The organism is Actinospica acidithermotolerans, from assembly GCF_018139625.1.
GTDB lineage: Bacteria > Actinomycetota > Actinomycetes > Streptomycetales > Catenulisporaceae > Actinospica > Actinospica acidithermotolerans.
Genome location: NZ_JAGSOH010000126.1, coordinates 1 through 18,903, shown reverse-complemented (window position 1 = coordinate 18,903; position 18,903 = coordinate 1). Strand labels below are relative to the sequence as shown.

Below are 18,903 nucleotides of genomic sequence, written 5' to 3'. Positions count from 1 at the left end.
GTACCGCCCGCAGCGCCGACACCGGCCCCGGACCCAGCCGCAGCGCCAGCACCGGCACCAGCACCAGCACCAGCACCAGCACCAGCACCGTTCCCGGCCGCCGCACCGTTCCCGGCTGCTGCACCGGGAGCCGAACCCGCCCCTGCGACCGCAGTCCCCGAACCCGCCGCCGCCCCGCCGCCGACAGCCGCTCCACTCCCCTGCGCGGCCTGGGCCGATCCAGCCTCTAAGATCTCCGCCGCGACGACCGCCCCCGCGACCGCTGCCGCAGCAGCACCCTTCGCCACCGCGCCGGACTTCTTCTTCCGCTTCCGCTCGCCGGTCGCGACGACCTCTTCGGCCGCGATCCGCTCAGCACCAGTGCCAGCCGCTTCCTCAGCAGCGACCTCCTCGGCCACCACCTCTTCCGCGACGATCTCCTCGGCGACGACCTCCGCAACGCCGACCTGCTCGACCGCTTCGGCCTGCACGACCTCGGCCGCGCCGACCTCCTCGGCCACCACCTCTTCCGCGACGGCCTCTTCCGCGACTACCTCCGCCGCGCCGACCTGCTCAACCACTTCGGCCTGCTCGACCACCTCGGCCTCGGCGCCCGTCGCCAGCAGCATCCACTCGCCCCGGAGCACGCCTGTCAGCACCGCCACCCGCGGTCGCCCGGACGCCTCACCCAGCGCCGCCACCAGCACCGCGGCCAGCGACTTGGACACGCCGAGCACCATGAGGTTCTCCGCCGCCCACTCGGCACGTCGGAGCACGACCTCCTCGGCCAGCAGTTCGGCGCCCGCCGTCACCGCGAATCCCGCGCCGAACTCGGCCTCCAGCAGAGCCGGGCCGATCAGGGCGAGCACGGTCAGCCAGGCCAGCGCGTACACGTCGGCGGCGACCGTCAGCTCGGACTCGGCCGCCGTCTCCACGGCCAGCGACGCGGGCAGGTCGGCGATGACGACCTCGTAGCCCGCGTTCTCGGTCGCCACGAGCAGCACCGAGTGGGCGCTCAGGTGACCGTGTACGAGCTCGAATTCCGCAAGCAGTTCGAGCACCTCGGCGACCTGCGCGAGCGCGGCCAGGATCTCCGCCTGGTCGAGCTCCTCGCGCAGCAGCAGGGCCGCGAGCGTCTCCCCCGCGACCGCCGGCATGGCGCAGTAGCCGACCGTCGTCAGCTCGCCTTCGAGCTCGAACTCGTACTCGCCGAAGGCGTGGACCGCGGGCACCGCCGGGTGGTTGATGCGGCGCAGCGCCGTCACGGCCCCGGCGAGCGCCGCCCCACTCGCGTACACACCGTCCGCCGCGGCGAACTGTATCCAGACGTCGGTGTCCGACGTAACATCCAGCGCGAGCCAATACTCGTACTCGACTCCGGCGACGCGCTCGGCGTCCTCCGTATAAAGATCAAGGCGGCGCGCGAGCCGATAACGCTCGCCGAGCAGAACGCCTTCACTGAGTTCGGATATACCCTCCACCACGCGCGCAGCTTAATGCATCGGATGGGCGGGCCGTGCCGCCCATCCATATCGTTATATCCGCAGGCAGGAGGCCATGATCAATGAGCATGCCGAACCGGCGTCGGAACGGCTTCCCGGGCACTGCGAAACGACTCCGGACAGACGTCACAGGGCCTGGCGGAGATCGGCGACCAGATCATCGAGGTCTTCGATACCCACCGAGAGCCTGACCAGATCCCCCGGCACTTCGAGCGGCGAGCCGGCGGCCGACGCGTGCGTCATCCGGCCGGGGTGCTCGATGAGCGACTCGACGCCGCCGAGCGACTCGCCGAGCGTGAACAGCCGAGCCCGGTTGCACACCTCGACCGCCGCCGCCTCGCCGTCCTTGTGCCGGAACGAGACCATGCCGCCGAAGCCGCGCATCTGCTTGGCCGCGATCTCGTGGCCCGGGTGCGAGGGCAGGCCCGGGTAGTGCACCGCGGAGACCTTCGGGTGCGCCTCGAGCAGTTCGGCGATGGCCGCGGCGTTCGTGCAGTGCCGGTCCATCCGCACGCCGAGCGTCTTGATGCCGCGCAGCGTCAGCCAGGAGTCGAACGGCCCGGCGATCGCGCCCATGGCGTTCTGGTGGAAGGCGAACCGCGCGCCGAGGTCGTCGTCCGCGGCGATCAGGGCGCCGCCGACCACGTCCGAGTGCCCGCCGATGTACTTCGTCGTCGAGTGCACGACCACGTCGGCGCCGAGCGCGAGCGGCTGCTGCAGGTAGGGCGTCGCGAAGGTGTTGTCGACGACGAGCAGCGCGCCCACGTCGTGCGCGACCTGCGCGATCGCGGCGATGTCGCAGATTCCGAGCAGCGGGTTCGACGGCGTCTCCACCCAGATGATCCTGGTCTTGCCGGGCTGCACCGCCGCGCGCACCGCGTCCACCGACGACAGGTCCGCCGCCGTCCAGTCCACGCCCCAGCGCTCGTAAACCTTGGCGAACAGCCGGAACGTGCCGCCGTACGCGTCGTTCGGGATCACCACGTGGTCGCCCGCGTGGCAGATGGTGCGCAGCAGGCAGTCCTCCGCCGCCAGCCCCGACGCGAACGCCAGCCCGTGCCGCCCCCCTTCGAGCGCGGCCAGGCACTCCTCCAGCGCGGTGCGCGTCGGGTTGGCCGAGCGGGAGTACTCGTAGCCCCCGCGCAGCCCGCCGACCCCGTCCTGCTTGTACGTGGAGACCTGGTAGATCGGCGGAACCACGGCGCCGGTCAGCGGGTCGGCCTCCTGACCAGCGTGGATCGCGAGCGAGGAGAAGCCGAGGCCGTCGAGGTTGGAGTGCTGCGTCATAGCGTCAAGCGTAGCGGCGTGTGGCGGAACATCCCTGCCGGGAAACTCGTTCACACTCACGTGAGCTACTTCCGCAACCCTTTCAAGGACCGTCTGCCGAGCCCCGCCGAGGCCCTCCCCGGTCGTGCCGAGCGCCCGTTCCGCCTGGCTGGAACGCACACGGTGCTGGGCACCCCCGTCGAGGGAAAGCCCGAGGGCTATGAGGAAGCCGTCTTCGGCCTCGGCTGCTTCTGGGGCGCCGAGCGCAAGTTCTGGTGGCACGACGACGTCTACGCCACAGCAGTCGGCTACGCCGGCGGCACCACCCCCAACCCGACCTACGAGGAGGTGTGCTCCGGGCTGACCGGGCACGCCGAGGTCGTCCGCGTGGTCTACGACCCCGCCGAGGTGAGCTACGAGAGCCTGCTCAAGCTCTTCTGGGAGTCGCACGACCCCACGCAGGGCAACCGCCAGGGCAACGACGTCGGTACCCAGTACCGCTCCGTCATCCAGTACACGACCGAGGCCCAGCGCGCCGCCGCCGAAGCCAGCCGCGACGCCTACCAGAAGGTCCTCACCGAAGCCGGCCACGGCAAGATCACCACGGTGATCGAGCCCGCCACCGAGTTCTACTACGCCGAGGACTACCACCAGCAGTACCTCAGCGACGCCAAGAACCCCGACGGCTACTGCGGCCTCGGCGGGACGGGTGTCAAGATAAGTGACCCTGGCGAGGATGTGTGGGGCAGCTGCCCCACCGGGCTTGCGCCTGCACCTGAAGCCGCTGAGCAGCAGGGCTGAGAGTGAGTCTGTGGCACGGCGTCGAACTGGCGGATCGCGAGAGCTGGGACTACGTACCGTTTGAGCGCGTAGGCCCGCTCGCATTCGGTATGGGCCTCGACGACGCAGCCGCATGCATACCGGGCTTCGCTCGCAAGGTCACCCTGATCCCCCGTCATGGTGACCTTGTGAAGCGAGTCAGGTTCCGCGCGCTAGAAGACCCCACGTACACAACTGCCGTTACAGGCTACTTCGGCCAGCGCGTAGGCCTTGCTGTGGTCGCTGTGGACGCTCTGCGCGGCCCACGAGTTACGGTCGACGGGATGCAGTTGGTGGGACGCGCACCGTCCGAAGCGACCGACCAACTGCGCGAGCACGCGCTGGCTCGTGGCGAGAGTCCGGAGTACTCCGTCGAAGGGGACGCCGCGTCGGAGAAATTCGGCCTCATGGTCCGGGCGCAACGGGCAGGCGACCACCTGCTCACGCGCCTTGTCCTCGCTAAACGCGGCGACTGGGCCAGCACGCTCCACGACTGCATCCCGTCAACCGAATGGAGCGTCCGTTAGCCACGTGACCTGGTCAACCTAGACAGTTTTCTGTATAGTTTTGACATGACCATACTGCACGATGCGCATGAGCTGAGCGTCACCGAGGCCACCCAGCGCGGCGTGGCCGGATTGGTCTCCGAGGCGGAAAAGGGTTCCGACGTCGTCGTGACCAGACGGCAGCGCCCCGTGGCGGTAGTCGTCGGTATCAGTCGTCTGACCGAGATCGAGGAAGCCGCCAGTGACCTGCACGATCTGGCGCTCGTCTTGGTTCGAGCGAGTACCGACACGGGACACCGGACGCCTCTTGACGATGTGATCGCCGCATTCGGCCACACCAGGGAGTCACTGGCAACTCTGGCGGACGACGAATAGCCCATGCCGGAGATCACCTTCACCGACTCCGCCCTCGACGACCTACGCAGAGTCGGACCAGACGCTGCGCCCAAGGTGCTGAAGAAGGTCCTGCTTCTGCTCGACGACCCGAAGGCAGGTTATCCGCTCGGCGGTGAACTGACCGGTTTCAGAAAGCTGATCGTCGGCCGAAACACCTGGCGCATCGTCTACCGGATCGATGACGAGGGATCCGTCGAGATCTGCGAGGTCTGGGCGATCGGAGCACGGGCTGACGCAGAGGTCTACGCGGAAGCTGCCTCGCGAGTCAAAACCGCGGCAGACGAGAGACCAGAACTCCACAAGCTCGCCGATGTGGTTGAACGGCTCGGCCGGCTCGCCAGCCACATCACTCTGCCGAGCGCCGCCGTACGCGAACCTGTTCCCGAATGGCTCGCAGAGCGCCTGATTCGCACCGTCGGCATGAGACCGGAGGACGTCGCGGCGCTCACCCTCGAAGAGGCCGTGGATCGATGGGGCGAGTACATGTCACATCCTCGCTAGATTTCCAGATCGAGAGCGACCCCACGACAGCGTCGAGTCACTGCGACGGTCGTGGCGGTCCGGGCGGGACGGGTGTGGCCTGCCCGGTCGGGCTCGCCTCCGCCGGCGACTGACCGCATTCCCCGACACGAGCGGTCCGGACGGCGACGTCCCGGCCGCTCGTGTCGTTCCCTGTGCGCCGAGAAGTCTCCCACCGCGGATTTCGGTGGCCCCTATACCAGAACATGGATGCTGGGCTCCGGGAGGGGAAATCGGCGTGTCCCATCCGGACGTCCGGACTCTCTAGTGGCGGTCGTCAGCCACTTTTGGGGACTGCGCATCGGCGGCGCGGCTCTGCCGTGGATCCCGGCGGCACGGGGTCTAATCGGCGTATGGCCAAATTCTCGCCCTACCTCCTCTTCGACGGCACGTGCGCCGAGGCGATGACGTTCTATCAGCGGTGCGTCGGCGGTGATCTGGTGATCGTGCGAGTCGGCGATTCGCCGGTGAAGGATCAGCACCCCGCCTCGCTGCACGACAGGGTGGTCAACGCGCGGCTCACGCGCGGGGCGGCCGAGCTCTCGGCGTCGGACTGGCTGCATCCGACGCGCCGGCCCCGACCGGGCAACACGGTCGCCGTCTACTTGAGCGGGTGCACGTACAACGAGCTGCGCACCGTGTTCGCGGGGCTGTCCGAAGGCGCGGACCCCGATCTGCTGGACGAGCTGCGCCCGATGCCGTTCGGCACGTACGGAGCGCTCACGGACAAGTTCGGGGTCCGCTGGATGTTTCAGGGCGACGCTGTTCCGCAGTAGCAGCAGCGGTGGCACAGCAGCTGTAACAGTGGCGCGGGCCCGCGGCGTGGTCGCGAGCCCGCGTAGGCAACCCCGCGCAGGCAACCCCGCGCAGGCAACCCCGCGCAGGCAACCCCCCCGCCACCACGCGCAGGGGTCGCGTTCGCCGCGACGCTGCGCTCTCCGCCCTCAGTCCCCGTCCACGACGCGCAGCACGACCTTGCCGACGACGCGGTTCGTCTCGCTGCGCCGATGCGCCTCGGCAGCGTCCTCCAGCGGGAACACGGAGTCGATCTCGACGCGGAGCCTGCCCTGCTCGACGAGGTCCACGATGGCGGTGAGCGCGAGGCGGTCCGGCTCGACGAGCGTGAACCCGGTCGGGATGCCGCGCGCCTCGGCCTCCTTCATCGCCTCCTCCGGCACGGGCAGGATCGAGACGAGCACGCCGCCGTCCTTGAGCACCTGGAGCGAGCGGCTGCTGTAGTCGCCGGCGATCGGGTCGAAGACGACGTCCACTGGCTGATCACGCAGCACCTCGACGAAGTCGGCCGCGCGGTAGTCGATCACTTCGTCCGCCCCGAGCCCGCGGACGAAGTCGTGCTTCGGCGCGCTGGCCGTGGCGATGACGTACGCGCCGAGGCTCTTCGCGATCTGCACGGCGAGGTGTCCCACGCCGCCCGCCGCCGCGTGGATCAGCACGCGCTGTCCGGGGCTCACCTTGCCCGTGTCGACCAGCCCCTGCCACGCCGTAAGCGCGGCCAGCGGCAGTCCGGCGGCCTCCTCGAAGCTCAGCGATGCGGGCTTCGGCGCGAAGTGCCGGGCCGGCGCGACGACGTACTCGGAGTACGCGCCGGGCAGGTGCGGGAACAGCGGCATGCCGAGCACCTCGTCGCCCGGCCGGTACAGCGTGACGCCGGGCCCGACCGCCTCGACCACGCCGGCCACGTCGTAGCCGAGGATCAGCGGGAACGTGCGGCGCGCGAGGCCGCCGCCCGAGCGGGACTTCCAGTCCGTCGGATTGATTCCGGCCGCGTGCACCCGTACGAGGATCTCGGTCGCGCCCGGTGTGGGCCGCTCGACTTCCCGCAGCTGAAGCACCTCGGGGCCACCCGGTCGTTCCGCGATGATCGCGCGCATATTCGTCATGTGGATCACTCTGCCGCCGCATCCCACGGCGCGCCTAGTGGCCGGATAGACAAGATATGAAAGAATCGGGCCATGGCCCACGCAGCGCGTCCGCATCGCATAGCCGTCCTCGCGCTGCCCGGCGTCGTGCCGTTCGAACTCTCCATCCCGGCCCGGATCTTCGGCGCGGCGCGCGACGTGCGGCACGACGAGCGGCCGCTGTACGAGGTCGTGACCTGCACCGTCGACGGCGGTCCGGTGCGCACCGACGCGGACTTCAGCATCAGCGTGGACTACGACGCGTCCGTGCTCGCGACGGCCGACTCGGTGGTGATCCCGCCATCGCACGCGCTCGGGCAGGTCGTCGACTCCGGCGGCATCCTCGCCGAGCCGATAATGCGCGCCCTCAAGGAGATCCGCCCCGGCACGCGGCTGATCGCGATCTGCACGGGAGCCTTCGTGTTCGCCGCCGCAGGCCTGCTCGACGGACGGCCGACCGCGACCCACTGGGGCGAGGCAGCGCGGCTCCAAGCCCTGTTCCCGAAGCTGCGCGTGGACCCCGAAGTGCTCTACATCGACGACGGCGACGTCCTCACCTCCGCCGGCGTCGCGGCCGGAATCGACCTGTGCCTGCACGTGATCCGGCGCGACCACGGCAGCGCGGTGGCGAATTTCGCCGCGCGCGCCTGCGTCGTCCCGCCGCGTCGCGAGGGCGGCCAGGCGCAGTTCGTGCAGCAGCCCGTCCCCGAAGTGGACGAGGGCGGCACCGCGGCGACACGTGCGTGGGCCGTCGAACACCTCGGCCGCCCGCTCAGCCTCGCCGAGCTCGCCGCCCACGCCGGGATGAGCGTGCGCACCTTCACCCGGCGCTTCCGCGCCGAGACGGGCGTGAGCCCGGGAACCTGGCTCGCAGCTCAGCGCATCGACTACGCACGCCACCTGCTCGAAGGCTCCGACCTGACAGTCGATCAAATCGCCGAGCGCGCCGGGCTCGGCACTGGAGCAAACCTCCGCCAGCAGCTGAGGCTGGCGTCCGGTGTCTCACCGACCGCGTACCGCAGAGCATTCCGATCCTTGGAGGTCTGAACGATGGCCAGGCTCATCTACTCCGCGATCACGTCGCTCGACGGCTATGTCGAGGACGAGCACGGCAAGTTCGATTGGGCGGCGCCGGACGCCGAGGTGCTCGCGGCCGTCAATGAACTCGAACGGCCTATCGCCACGTTCCTTTACGGCCGCCGAATGTACGAAACGATGCTCTTCTGGGAGACCGCCGACGTCGACGAGCTCGATCCGGGAAGCCGCGAGTGGACGCACATCTGGCGCGCCGGCGAAAAGATCGTCTTCTCACGTACGCTGCAGAAAGTCCAGAGCGAGCGCACACAGCTCGTCCGCGAATTCGACGCGGAGGCGATTCGGCGACTCAAGGAACATTCGGCCACCGACCTAACCGTCGGCGGCGCGGAACTCGCGGGCCAGATGATGGCCGCAGGGCTGGTCGACGAGTGTCAGCTGTTCCTCAACCCGGTCATCGTCGGCGGCGGAAAACGCGCACTTCCCGACGGTGTCCAAGCTCAACTCGAGCTTGTCGAGGAACGCCGTTTCCGCGGCGGAGCCGTCCTTCTCCGTTACCACGTGCGCAATCCGTAGCTGTCATTGTCAGTGGCGTCTGGCAGAGTCGGAGCATGGCAACCGAAACGCGGCATATCAGTCAATGGATCGACCGGTCCGTCGGCGATGTCTATGCGTATGCGTCCGATCCGGCGAACATCCCGAAGTGGGCGCCGGGCTTGGGCAGCTCGATCGAGAAGGCTGCCGACGGCAGTAGCTGGGTCGTACAGACGGCGGACGGTCCCGTGGGCCTGAAATTCGCGCCGCGGAACGAGTTCGGCGTGCTCGATCACTGGGTCACGGTCCCGTCGGGCGGGGTCGTGTACATCCCGCTGCGGGTGATCGCCGGTGGCGCGGCGGACTGCGAGGTAGTCTTCGCGCTGCGGCGGATGCCGGGGATGAGCGACGAGGACTACGAGCGTGACGCGGCCGCCGTCGCCGCCGACCTGGCCAGGCTCAAGGCGGTGGTCGAGGGACGGTAAGCGCACATCAGAACAATGTCGCCTGCTCCGCGGTGGCCGCGTTCTCGGCCGCTGCTTCCGGTTCGGGTTTCGGAAGCGGTTCGAGCTCGGGCGCGAGGGCACGCACCTCGTCATGGAAGCGGCGGGCGAGGATCGGCGCGTCCACGTTATTCGGCGTGTGGATGAAAACCGTCGGCGACCTGCCTTCGCGCAACCACGCCGCGACGGTCGCGAGCCACGGCTGCCAACCCTCGATCGTGCGCGTCTCATCGTCGCGCCCGATGAAACGGACGACGGGGTGCTCCGTGAGCGCATGCGAACGACGCGGCAGACGCGGCTTCTTCATCCACGCCTCGCGTTCGGCATCGCTCGTCGGCGGGCTCGCGAACATCGTCGTCGAGTCGAAGTCGACCCACTCGGAGCCGAATTCGTTCAGCAGCCTGCTGAGGTTCTGCTCCCAGCGCTGCGACTCGAAGAACGCGAGATGCCGCACCTCGACGGCGTACCGATACGTGCGCGGCATCCGATGCAGGAACGCCGCCAACGTGCCCAGATCCGCGGGCCCGAACGACGGCGGCAGCTGAACCCAGAGCGCGTGCGTACGCGGGCCCAGCGGCTCGATCGCGTTCAAGAACGCCCGGACGGGCTCCTCGACGCCCGTCAGCCGCCGATCGTGCGTGACCGGCTTAGGCAGCTTGAGGATGAACCGGAAGTCCGGCGTGGTCTGCTCCGCCCACGACTTCACCGTCTCGAGCGACGGCGTCGCGTAGAACGTCGTGTTCCCCTCCACGGCGTTGCAGAGCGTGGAGTACGCGCGCAACCGGTCGCGGTGCGGCAGCCGTTGGGGCAGGTGACGCCCCTGCCATGCGGCATGCGACCACATCGCGCATCCGACATGGAGTTTCATGCGACGAGCCTATCGAACACGTCTCGCGCTGATTTCTCCACAGCCGCTAAAGCCTTTCCGCGGCCAGATCGACCCATGTCCCAACCTCGTAGCTCGGGAAATGCCGGATCGCCCAATCCGTCATCCGCAGGCTCATGTGCGCCCACGCGACGCGAAGCACGTCCTCCGGCAGCGCGTCGAGCAATGCATCCAAGCGTTCGACGACGCGGCGCTCGGCGCCGGCCAGATGAACGGCGAAGCGAAGCGTCACCAGGTCGAAACCGGCATCTCCCCTACCCGCGCCGTCCCAGTCGACGACGCCGGTCACGTCGCCGCCAAGAGTCAGCATGTTGCCGGGGTGAAAGTCCTGGTGAACGACATCGAAGCCCTGCAGTCGCTCGTCACTCGCATCTCCGACCGCGCGGATCCGCCGATCCAACTCGGCAGTGCGAGCGCTGAAGCGGCGCAGCGGCTCATGCAAGCAGTAACCAGGACCGTCGTGGCGCAGATACATCACATTGCACGGCACGTCCGGCCGCCCGGCCAACGCGCCTACGTGCTTTGCATTAAGGGCGAGCACCTGATCGAACTGCTGCTCGTCGAGTACGTCGATCGTATTACCCGGCAGCAATTCCTGCACCGTGACGACGGCCGTCCCAACCTGCACTACGAGCTCCGTCGCAGGCCCCGGGTACCCGCGCGCACGCAACGCCTCAAGCGCCGCGACCGGGCCGGCCCGCATGGCGCCCACCGTGAAGTCCGGCCGCCACTTGAGCACACTCTCATGGCCGTCATCCGGCCAGCGCACGCGCGCGGCGCCGACCTGGCCGCCCTCCAGCGCCCCAGACACGACCAGTTTGATCCCCGTGATCTCCCGCACTGCCGCGAGCATCTGCGCCGCGTCGAGTCGCTGAACTCTGGGAAACGTCCCAGCGGCGTTCTCCGTCCCCATACGAACCGACCATAGCTGGGCTCTGGCATACGCGCACCTCAGTGGCCAGCAAGTACGCGCCCCTGAGGTGGAACCCAGCGGTCGCGGCCATCGTCCAAGTGGCATGAAGCGACGCCTGGCCGACCCGCTGGCCCCCCTGGTCCCCGTAGCCCGCGTCACCGCCGTCGGACTGGTGGCAGCAGCCGCGACCCTCGCCGCCACCCAGGGCCTCACCACCCAGGTCTCATCCCAGCCCGCCACCGGCCCGACGCTGTCACTCGCCTCAACCGCGATCGCAAAGCTAGTCGCCATCCCGGACTACCCTGGCCAATCCGGGCGCTCGTCCACGTCCACCTCGGCGACAGTCACCGACCAGACCGAGATCGACCGCGTAGCCACACTCATTAACGCACTACCTCCCGCACCCACAGGCATCTTCAACTGCCCCATGGACACCGGCGGCGGTCTCACCCTGAAGTTCGAATCAAGCAGCGGCACTGTCGTCGAGCAGGCCGTCATGGCCGCAACCGGCTGCGGCGGCACACTGATCACCATCGCGGGCAAGCGGATGGATCGCGCAAGCGGCGATGACACGATCCAGCAGATTCAGCACATCCTCGGCACGAACTGGCAGCTCAGGCTGCCTATGTCGCACTAGCGCGCGTCGTCCACGCCTATCACGGCCCGCAGCTGGTGGCGGAAAGCTTCGGCTGCCGCGTCCTCCAGCGGGCTGACGAAGCGACGCTCGGCCTCGTCGCTAGCCTTCAACGCACGCAGGAACAGCTCGTGGCCGCTCTCGGTGAACTCGACGACGTTGCGGCGCCGATCCTCCTCGAAGGGCCGGCGCACGACCACCGACTTGGCCTCCAGCGCGTCGATCAGCGCGACCATCGTCGTGCGGTCCACGCCGAGCCTGCGCGCAGCGTCCTGCTGCGACGTCGGACCCATGGCGTCGAGGACCACGAGACAGCCCAGTTCTCGGCCGTTCAGGTTATACGGCTCCAGGGCGACCGCCGTTAGCTCGTTCAGCCGCTGCTGAGCGTGTTTCAGCAGGTAGCCGAGCCGGTTGCTGAGCTCGGGTCCCGGCTCGTTCGGCGTCTGATCGACAGAATCCACCACGTCACTCGACATAGACCAAGGATAAGGTCTACGCTGATCGTCAGTACTACTGACAATCACCAGTGCTGACGACATGGAACAGGTGTACGAACGATGATCCTGATCACCGGAGGCCTTGGCTTCATCGGGTCCCACACGGCGCGCGCTCTGCTGGACCTGGGCGAGAGCTGCGTGCTGACGCAGCGCCGCGCGCCCAAGCCGAACGCGTTGCTCGCCGAAGAGATCGGCAATCGCGTCTTCCTCGAACAGGTGGACGTGACCGACGGCGAGGCGCTGATTGACGTCTGCGAGCTGCACCAGGTCACGGGCATCATCCACCTCGCCGGCGCGTTCTTCGGGGACCCGTTCGAGGACGCTCGGGCGAACATCGAGATGCTGTTCAACGTCGTGAACGCCGCCAGGGCCGTGGGGATCGACCGCGTGTGCATCGCCAGCACGATCGGCGTGTACGACGTGGCCGACGAGGGCGCGCTGTCCGAGTCGCTGAACCTGCCGATCAGCGCGCGTCACGGGATACCGATGTCCAAGAAGATCAACGAACTCCTGATATCCCAGCTGGCGCCCGCCACCGGGATAGAGCTGGTCGCGGCGCGGATCGGAGCCATCTGGGGTCCGCTCGGGCGTCCCGCGGCACCGTTCTTCCCGACCTCGCAGCTCATCCACGCCGCGGCTGCGGGACGCGAGCTGGACCTCGGCACCATCGACGGCGGCCGTATGCCGCACGCGGACGAGGGTCTGGACCTGATGTACGTGCGCGAATGCGGTCGCGCTCTGGCGATGCTCCAGCTCGCCGAGAAGCTCAACCACCGTGTCTACAACGTGGCGTCTGGCCGGATCACGACCAACCGGGAGATCGTCGAGGCGATCACCGCGGCGCTTCCCGAGGTTCGCTTCGACCTTCCCGCCGGCCAGGACTCCGAGTACCAGCGGAGCCGCTCCTGGCTTGACACCACCAGGCTGCGCGAGGACACCGGATTCGAGCTGGAGTACGACACGGAGCAGGCCGTTGCCGAGTACATCGGCTGGTTGCAGGCCGGCAATGAACGCTAGATCAGGGCTGAACGGCAGGCCAGGACCGAGTACTCGATCAGGGCCGAACGATCGGTCAGCGTCGCTCCAGGTAACGCAGCACCGCGACGACCCGTCGATGCTCATCGGCGCCCGGCTCGAGCCCAAGCTTGCTGAAGACGTTGCCGATGTGCTTCTCCACGGCCCCGTCCGAGACCACGAGCGCTCGGCCGATGGCGGCGTTCGAGCGTCCCTCGGCCATCAGCCCGAGCACCTCGTACTCGCGCGGGGTCAGGGAGGCGAGCGCCCGGTCGACGTTAGCGTTGAGCATCGCGGTGACGATCTCCGGGTCGAGCGCGGTGCCTCCCGCCGCAACGCGGCCGAGCGCGTCCACAAACTCCGAGACGTCGGCCACCCGATCCTTCAGCAGGTAGCCGAAGCCGCTCGCGCCGTGCTCCAACAGTCGCGCCGCGAACCGCGCCTCGATGTACTGCGAGAACACCAGAACGCCGAGCTTCGGGTAGGCGGCACGCAGTTCGAGAGCGGCGCGGATGCCTTCGTCGGTGAAGGTCGGCGGCAGCCGGATGTCCATCACCACCGCGTCCGGGACGCCGTCCGACTCGCATTCGCGCACCGCCGCGATCGCCGCCGCGGCATCGGCGACCTGCGCGGACACCTCGTGTCCGCGCAGGGTGAGCAGCTGTGCCAGACCGGCCCGCAGGATCGCCGAATCCTCCGCGATGACGACACGCATGCCTGCTCCCCGTCTCCTGCCCGCTCAGGCGTTGTAGGGCAGAACCCCGGTGACGGTGGTCGGACCACCGAGGGGACTGTCCAGGTCCAGTGTGCCGTCCACGGTCGCCAGCCGCCGCTGCAGGCCGTCCAGGCCGCTTCCGCCGCCGAGCACGGCGCCGCCGCGCCCGTTGTCCGCGACCGAGAAGACGATCTCTTCCCCGCGAGGCCGGACGCGCACGCTGATCGCGCTGGAGCCGCTGTGCTTCACGGCGTTCGTCAGCAGCTCCGCGATCGCGAAGTAGGTGACGGTCTCGGTAGTCATCGAGGGGCGGCGAGGCAGGTCGATGGCGAGGTGCACCTGGATCGGCGAGCGCGCTCCAAGCGAGGCGAGCGCCGACTCCAGGCCGTTGTCCAGAATCGGCGGGTGGATTCCGCGGGCCAGGTCGCGCAGCTCCGTCAGCGTCTCCTTCGTCTGCTGGTGCGCACCCTCGATCAGGGCTCGCACGCGCTCTGCCGCCGCCGGGTCGTCGCTGGCGAGATCCTCCTTGGCCTGCCCCAGATTCATTGCCAGCGCGACGAGTCGGGCCTGCGTACCATCGTGCAGGTCCCGCTCGATTTTCCGCAGCTGCTCGTTCGAGCTGTTTACCGCATCGCTGCGGGTCTGTTCGAGTTCGCGCACGCGCTGGGAGACCGACACCGGACCCAGCAGTGCGCGGCCGAGCAGGCGGTCCAGCGAGGTGAAGCCGTGCACGATCCACGGCGTCAGCCACAGGAGCACGACGCCGATCAGAGCAGTGACCAGGATGCGCGGCCAGGTGTCCAGGAAATAGCTCGTCGTGTTCGTGCTCCACAGCGAAGCGCCGCGATGCCGCCGGCCGTCGGCCCCCGCCTGCATCGGCAGGAAGCGGTACCAGATCCAGTAGGTGAGCCCGCCGAGCGTGTAGGACCAGAAGACCAGCGTGAAGCAGAAGGTGACGACGGCCAGCGGGAAGCGCACGAGCTGGTAGGCGATGCCGCGCCAGCCGACGGGATCGCCCAGCCGGGAGAGGACCCAGCCGAACACCCCGCTGCGGCGCGCCCTGAAGCTTCGCGGCCGTTGGATTCGGCCGTCGAGCAGTCCGTTGATCAGCCCTCGATCCATCGCACCGAGCCAGCGGCCGAGGATAACTGCGAAGGCAAGCACGAAGATGCCGATGAACGTGATCAGAGTGCCGACGCCGAGCGTTACGAAGGTCACCGACAGCGCGAAGCCTACGACCGCGACAGGGAGCCCGATGAGGCCGTAAAGCAGCTCACTGTACGTCCGGCGGCGAAAGGGCGCGTTCAGGAAACTGATGCGGCGCACAGGCCGTGGCGCGGCGAGGCCGAGTGCCGTTCCCGCGCTCGGGCCCGGCTCGTCCGGCACCGCGTCGACCGGGGACGGATTCACGCTGGACATCTTCGACTCCGCATTCGTCGGGACGTGGCCTTGACGCCTTTGAGTCTGTCCGAGCGCCGCCGCCGTCCCCAGCCGGTGGCCTGCCCACTCACCCGTAGGGTTAGCCCTACCTTCCAGCCAGGAAGGCGAGCAGGTCCTGCCGCGAGACGACCGTGCGCGGCTTGCCCTCGACCAGCACCACGGCCGCGTCGGCCTTCTCGAGCACGGCCATCAGCGCGCTGATCGGCTCGCCCGAGCCGACCTGCGGCAGCGGAGCGCTCTTGTGCTGCTCCAGACTGTCCTCGAGCTTCGCCCGGCCGGTGAACAGCGCGTCCAGCAGGTCGCGCTCGACCACCGATCCGACGATCTCAGCCGCCATGACCGGCGGCTCCTCCTTCACCAGCGGCATCTGGCTCACGCCGTACTCGCGCAGTGTGTCGATGGCGAGCTTTACCGTCTCGTGCGGGTGGACGTGCACCAGGTCGGGCAGTTGCACGCCCTTGAGGCCGAGCACGTCGAGGACCGTCGCCTCCTGCCCGGGCGGCGTGAGGAAGCCGTAGTCGGCCATCCAGTCGTCGTTGAAGATCTTGGACAGGTAGCCGCGGCCGGAGTCCGGCAGCAGGACCACGACGACGTCGTCCTCGGTCAGCCGTTCGGCGTAACGCAGCGCGGCGACCACCGCCATCCCGCAGGAGCCGCCGACCAGCAGGCCCTCCTCACGGGCGAGGCGGCGCGTCATGAGGAACGCGTCCTTGTCGGAGACGGCGATGACCTCGTCGGCGACGTCCCGGTCGTAGCACTCCGGCCAGAAGTCCTCGCCGACGCCCTCGATGAGGTACGGCCGGCCGGTGCCGCCCGAGTAGACCGAGCCCTCCGGGTCGGCGCCGATCACCTTCACCGCGCCCTCGGAGACGTCCTTGAGGTAGCGCCCGGTGCCGCTGATCGTGCCGCCGGTGCCGACGCCCGCGACGAAGGCCGTGATCCGGCCGTCCGTCTGGTCCCACAGCTCCGGGCCGGTGGAGTGGTAGTGCGAGAGCGGGTTGTTCGGGTTCGAGTACTGGTCCGGCTTCCAGGCGTCCGGGATCTCGCGGACCAGCCGGTCCGAGACGTTGTAGTACGAGTCCGGGTGCTCGGGGGCCACCGCGGTCGGGCAGACCACCACGTCCGCGCCGTAGGCCCGCAGCACGTTGATCTTGTCCTGGGAGACCTTGTCCGGGCAGACGAACACGCACCGGTACCCCTTGCGCTGCGCCACCATGGCCAGCCCGACGCCGGTGTTACCGCTGGTCGGCTCGACGATCGTGCCTCCCGGCCGGAGCGCGCCGGACTGCTCGGCGGCCTCGATCATCCGCAGCGCGATCCGGTCCTTCACCGACCCGCCCGGATTCAGGTACTCGACCTTCGCGAGAATGGTGGCTCGCAGGCCGGTCGTCACCGAGTTGAGTTTCACCAGCGGGGTGTCGCCGACGAGGTCGACCACCGATTCGACGTAGCGCATGACAGCAGCCTATCGGCGCTTCGCGCGCAAATCTCATCGTGCGAACACGCGAAACGGGTATCTTCCTGATACTGGGGAGAGGAGCTGTGCAGATGGGCTTTTCACCGAGGAAGGCGGCCGCGGCCGCCATGTTGAGCGGTGGCGGGCTGACGGTGCTCGTGGGAGCATCGGTCGGTCTCGTGGTGGCGGAGGCCAAATGGGCTCGTCGGACGATCGGGCCGCCGCAGAGCGTGCCGCCGACCGCGGACGGCCTTTACGGGGAGCACCTGGCCAGGGAGGGCGAGCGTCCGCTGCGTCTCGCGCTGCTCGGGGATTCGACGGCGGCCGGCTACGGCGTGGAGCGTCCCGAGCAGACGCCAGGCGCCCTGCTCGCCCAATCGCTCGTCGCGCACACCGGATGCCCGGTGCTGTTCCGCAGCGAGGCCCGGGTCGGCGCGTGCTCGGAGGAGCTGCCCGGCCAGGTGGACCGGCTGCTCGAGGACGGACTGGAGCACGCCCCGCAGCTCGCCGCGATCGTGATCGGGGCGAACGACGTGACACACCGGATGCCCGTACGGGAAGCCGCCCGGCAACTCGGCGAGGCGGTGTCCAGGCTGCGCGCCGCCGGCTGCGAGGTGGTGGTCGGCACGTGCCCTGACCTGGGCACGATCCGTCCCGTGCAGCCGCCGCTGCGCTGGCTGGCCCGACACTGGAGTCGGCAGCTCGCGCTGCTGCAGGGCGCGGCGGTCACGGCGGCCGGAGGCAGCTCGGTTCCGATCGGCGCGCTGCTCGGCCCCGAGTTCGCGGAGCGGGCAGAGCTGTTCGGCCCGGACCGCTTCCATCCGTCGGCCGAGGGCTACCAGACGGCGATCGCCGCGCTGCTGCCCTCGCTCGCCTCCGCGGCCTGGCGCCTGAGCCCGCATACGGCGATCGGACTCGCCGCCCTTACCGGCGAGTAACATTTCCGGTAGCGTCGGTACGGACAGAGGAGTCACGCAGTCCGTAGCGAACGAGGAGTGTCCACCGATGCCCGAAGCCGTCATCGTCGCCGCCGCCCGAACCCCGATCGGTCGAGCCGGCAAGGGGTCGCTCAAGGACCTGCGGCCCGACGACCTCGCCGTGGCGGCTGTGCGGGCCGCCCTGGCCCAGGTTCCCGACCTCGACCCGCGCGAGATCGACGACCTGATGCTCGGCTGCGGCCTGCCCGGCGGCGAGTCGGGATTCAACATGGCCCGCGTTGTGGCCACGCTGCTCGGCTACGACTTCCTGCCCGGCACCACGGTCACCCGCTACTGCGCCTCCTCGGTGCAGACCACGCGGATGGCGCTGCACGCGATCAAGGCCGGCGAAGGCGACGTGTTCATCAGCGCCGGCGTCGAGTCCGTCTCGAGCTTCGCCCGCGGCAGCTCCGACTCGTGGCCGAACACCACGAACCCGGTCTTCAACGGCGCCATCGCCCGCACGGCCAAGCGCTCCGAGGCCGGCGCCGAGACCTGGACGGACCCCCGCGAGAGCAACGAAGTCCCCGACATCTACATCGCGATGGGCCAGACGGCCGAGAACCTCGCGCAGATCAAGGGCGTGACCCGCCGCGACATGGACGAGTTCGGCGTGCGCTCGCAGAACCTCGCCGAGAAGGCGATCGCCGAGGGCTTCTGGGCGCGCGAGATCACCCCGGTCACGCTGCCCGACGGCACCGTCGTCTCCAAGGACGACGGCCCCCGCGCCGGCGTGACCCTGGAGGCCGTCGAGGGCCTCAAGCCGGTGTTCCGCCCCGACGGCACCGTGACCGCCGGCAACTGCTGCCCCCTCAACGACGGCGCCGCGGCCCTGGTCATCATGTCCGACACCAAGGCCCGCGACCTGGGCCTGACCCCGCTTGCCCGCGTCGTGGCCACGGGCGTCACCGGCCTGTCCCCCGAGATCATGGGCCTCGGCCCCGTCGAGGCGAGCAAGCAGGCACTCAAGCGCGCCGGCATGTCGATCGGCGACATCGATCTCGTCGAGATCAACGAGGCCTTCGCCGCGCAGGTGATCCCCTCGTACCGCGACCTCGGCATCGACATCGACCGCCTGAACGTCAACGGCGGCGCGATCGCCGTCGGCCACCCCTTCGGCATGACCGGAGCGCGCATCACGACGACGCTGATCAACTCGCTGCGCACGCACGACAAGCAGTTCGGCCTGGAGACCATGTGCGTCGGCGGCGGCCAGGGCATGGCCCTGATCATCGAGCGCCTCAGCTAACACCGCGTGCCGGCGGCTGGGCGGCGGGCGCTACAAGCCCCTGCCCAGCCCCTCGGCCAGCTCTAGAACGCGCCCCAGCACAACCCCGATCCGCGCGGGGCCGCCACCCATCCCAGGCGGCGCCCACACGGTAAAGTCCTCGCC

General features: G+C 69.0%; 20 protein-coding genes and 1 pseudogene. 12 read left to right on the top strand and 9 right to left on the bottom strand.

The genetic code is table 11. The features are described 5' to 3' along the window. Positions 1–1,463 (bottom strand): annotated as a pseudogene (locus tag KDK95_RS28805) (hypothetical protein); the annotation flags it as partial. A gap of 144 nt (positions 1,464–1,607) precedes the next feature. Beyond that, a complete protein-coding gene (locus tag KDK95_RS28800) occupies positions 1,608–2,768 on the bottom strand; it encodes a cystathionine gamma-synthase (protein WP_212521464.1) in 1,161 nt (386 codons plus the stop codon). Between the two features lie 60 nt (positions 2,769–2,828). On the opposite strand from KDK95_RS28800, the gene msrA reads away from it, so the two are divergent. From msrA to KDK95_RS28775, 5 genes are all read left to right on the top strand, one after another. Beyond that, positions 2,829–3,548 (top strand): peptide-methionine (S)-S-oxide reductase MsrA, encoded by a 720-nt coding sequence (gene msrA / locus KDK95_RS28795; protein ID WP_212521463.1) that lies wholly within the window; start codon positions 2,829–2,831, stop codon positions 3,546–3,548. A gap of 2 nt (positions 3,549–3,550) precedes the next feature. Beyond that, positions 3,551–4,093, top strand: a complete 543-nt coding sequence (locus tag KDK95_RS28790) for a hypothetical protein (RefSeq protein ID WP_212521462.1) — start codon at positions 3,551–3,553, stop codon at positions 4,091–4,093. Positions 4,094–4,138: 45 nt separating this feature from the next. Further along, positions 4,139–4,447 carry a type II toxin-antitoxin system prevent-host-death family antitoxin gene (locus KDK95_RS28785; protein WP_212521461.1) on the top strand — a complete coding sequence of 103 codons (309 nt, stop codon included), beginning with the start codon at positions 4,139–4,141 and terminating at the stop codon, positions 4,445–4,447. 3 nt (positions 4,448–4,450) lie between these two features. Next, positions 4,451–4,969 carry a type II toxin-antitoxin system RelE family toxin gene (locus KDK95_RS28780; protein ID WP_212521460.1) on the top strand — a complete coding sequence of 173 codons (519 nt, stop codon included), beginning with the start codon at positions 4,451–4,453 and terminating at the stop codon, positions 4,967–4,969. A 371-nt stretch (positions 4,970–5,340) separates the two neighbouring features. Continuing rightward, complete coding sequence (locus KDK95_RS28775; RefSeq protein WP_212521459.1) at positions 5,341–5,763, top strand: VOC family protein; 423 nt, start codon at positions 5,341–5,343, stop codon at positions 5,761–5,763. Positions 5,764–5,931: 168 nt separating this feature from the next. On the opposite strand, the gene KDK95_RS28770 is transcribed toward KDK95_RS28775, so the two are convergent. Next, entirely contained in the window at positions 5,932–6,879 is a 948-nt protein-coding gene (locus tag KDK95_RS28770) for an NADP-dependent oxidoreductase (protein WP_212521466.1), read from the bottom strand. Between the two features lie 81 nt (positions 6,880–6,960). On the opposite strand from KDK95_RS28770, the gene KDK95_RS28765 reads away from it, so the two are divergent. Genes KDK95_RS28765 through KDK95_RS28755 form a run of 3 tightly spaced genes read left to right on the top strand, consistent with a single transcriptional unit; the run spans position 6,961 to position 8,960 of the window. Beyond that, positions 6,961–7,953: a GlxA family transcriptional regulator gene (locus KDK95_RS28765; protein ID WP_212521458.1), complete on the top strand. Its 993-nt coding sequence runs from the start codon at positions 6,961–6,963 to the stop codon at positions 7,951–7,953. Between the two features lie 3 nt (positions 7,954–7,956). Continuing rightward, positions 7,957–8,517, top strand: a complete 561-nt coding sequence (locus tag KDK95_RS28760; RefSeq protein WP_212521457.1) for a dihydrofolate reductase family protein — start codon at positions 7,957–7,959, stop codon at positions 8,515–8,517. A gap of 35 nt (positions 8,518–8,552) precedes the next feature. After that, positions 8,553–8,960 (top strand): SRPBCC family protein, encoded by a 408-nt coding sequence (locus KDK95_RS28755; RefSeq protein ID WP_212521456.1) that lies wholly within the window; start codon positions 8,553–8,555, stop codon positions 8,958–8,960. A 7-nt stretch (positions 8,961–8,967) separates the two neighbouring features. Here KDK95_RS28755 and KDK95_RS28750 read toward each other — a convergent pair whose 3' ends face one another. Continuing rightward, complete coding sequence (locus KDK95_RS28750) at positions 8,968–9,846, bottom strand: DUF72 domain-containing protein (protein ID WP_212521455.1); 879 nt, start codon at positions 9,844–9,846, stop codon at positions 8,968–8,970. A 46-nt stretch (positions 9,847–9,892) separates the two neighbouring features. Continuing rightward, complete coding sequence (locus KDK95_RS28745) at positions 9,893–10,777, bottom strand: phosphotransferase (RefSeq protein ID WP_212521454.1); 885 nt, start codon at positions 10,775–10,777, stop codon at positions 9,893–9,895. 103 nt (positions 10,778–10,880) lie between these two features. Here KDK95_RS28745 and KDK95_RS28740 point away from each other — a divergent pair, with 103 nt between their 5' ends. Then, positions 10,881–11,414 carry a hypothetical protein gene (locus KDK95_RS28740; protein WP_212521453.1) on the top strand — a complete coding sequence of 178 codons (534 nt, stop codon included), beginning with the start codon at positions 10,881–10,883 and terminating at the stop codon, positions 11,412–11,414. Here the strand turns inward: KDK95_RS28740 and KDK95_RS28735 are convergent. Beyond that, on the bottom strand, positions 11,411–11,887 hold the full coding sequence (locus KDK95_RS28735) for a MarR family winged helix-turn-helix transcriptional regulator (RefSeq protein WP_212521452.1): 477 nt from the start codon (positions 11,885–11,887) through the stop codon (positions 11,411–11,413). The two genes, KDK95_RS28740 and KDK95_RS28735, sit on opposite strands and share 4 nt — an antisense overlap. Before the next feature lie 81 nt (positions 11,888–11,968). Between KDK95_RS28735 and KDK95_RS28730 the strand changes: the two genes are divergently transcribed. After that, positions 11,969–12,925, top strand: coding sequence for an NAD-dependent epimerase/dehydratase family protein (locus KDK95_RS28730; protein ID WP_212521451.1), 957 nt, complete (start codon positions 11,969–11,971; stop codon positions 12,923–12,925). Between the two features lie 55 nt (positions 12,926–12,980). Here KDK95_RS28730 and KDK95_RS28725 read toward each other — a convergent pair whose 3' ends face one another. From KDK95_RS28725 to KDK95_RS28715, 3 genes are all read right to left on the bottom strand, one after another. Continuing rightward, a complete protein-coding gene (locus KDK95_RS28725) occupies positions 12,981–13,637 on the bottom strand; it encodes a response regulator transcription factor (RefSeq protein ID WP_212521450.1) in 657 nt (218 codons plus the stop codon). A gap of 24 nt (positions 13,638–13,661) precedes the next feature. Beyond that, a complete protein-coding gene (locus tag KDK95_RS28720; protein ID WP_212521449.1) occupies positions 13,662–15,056 on the bottom strand; it encodes a sensor histidine kinase in 1,395 nt (464 codons plus the stop codon). Positions 15,057–15,162: 106 nt separating this feature from the next. Continuing rightward, complete coding sequence (locus KDK95_RS28715; RefSeq protein WP_212521448.1) at positions 15,163–16,533, bottom strand: cystathionine beta-synthase; 1,371 nt, start codon at positions 16,531–16,533, stop codon at positions 15,163–15,165. Positions 16,534–16,625: 92 nt separating this feature from the next. Here KDK95_RS28715 and KDK95_RS28710 point away from each other — a divergent pair, with 92 nt between their 5' ends. Together KDK95_RS28710 and KDK95_RS28705 are read left to right on the top strand one after the other, a co-directional pair. Continuing rightward, complete coding sequence (locus KDK95_RS28710) at positions 16,626–17,471, top strand: SGNH/GDSL hydrolase family protein (protein WP_212521447.1); 846 nt, start codon at positions 16,626–16,628, stop codon at positions 17,469–17,471. A 67-nt stretch (positions 17,472–17,538) separates the two neighbouring features. Then, positions 17,539–18,759: an acetyl-CoA C-acetyltransferase gene (locus KDK95_RS28705; RefSeq protein WP_212521446.1), complete on the top strand. Its 1,221-nt coding sequence runs from the start codon at positions 17,539–17,541 to the stop codon at positions 18,757–18,759. The last annotated feature ends 144 nt before the right edge of the window (positions 18,760–18,903 follow it).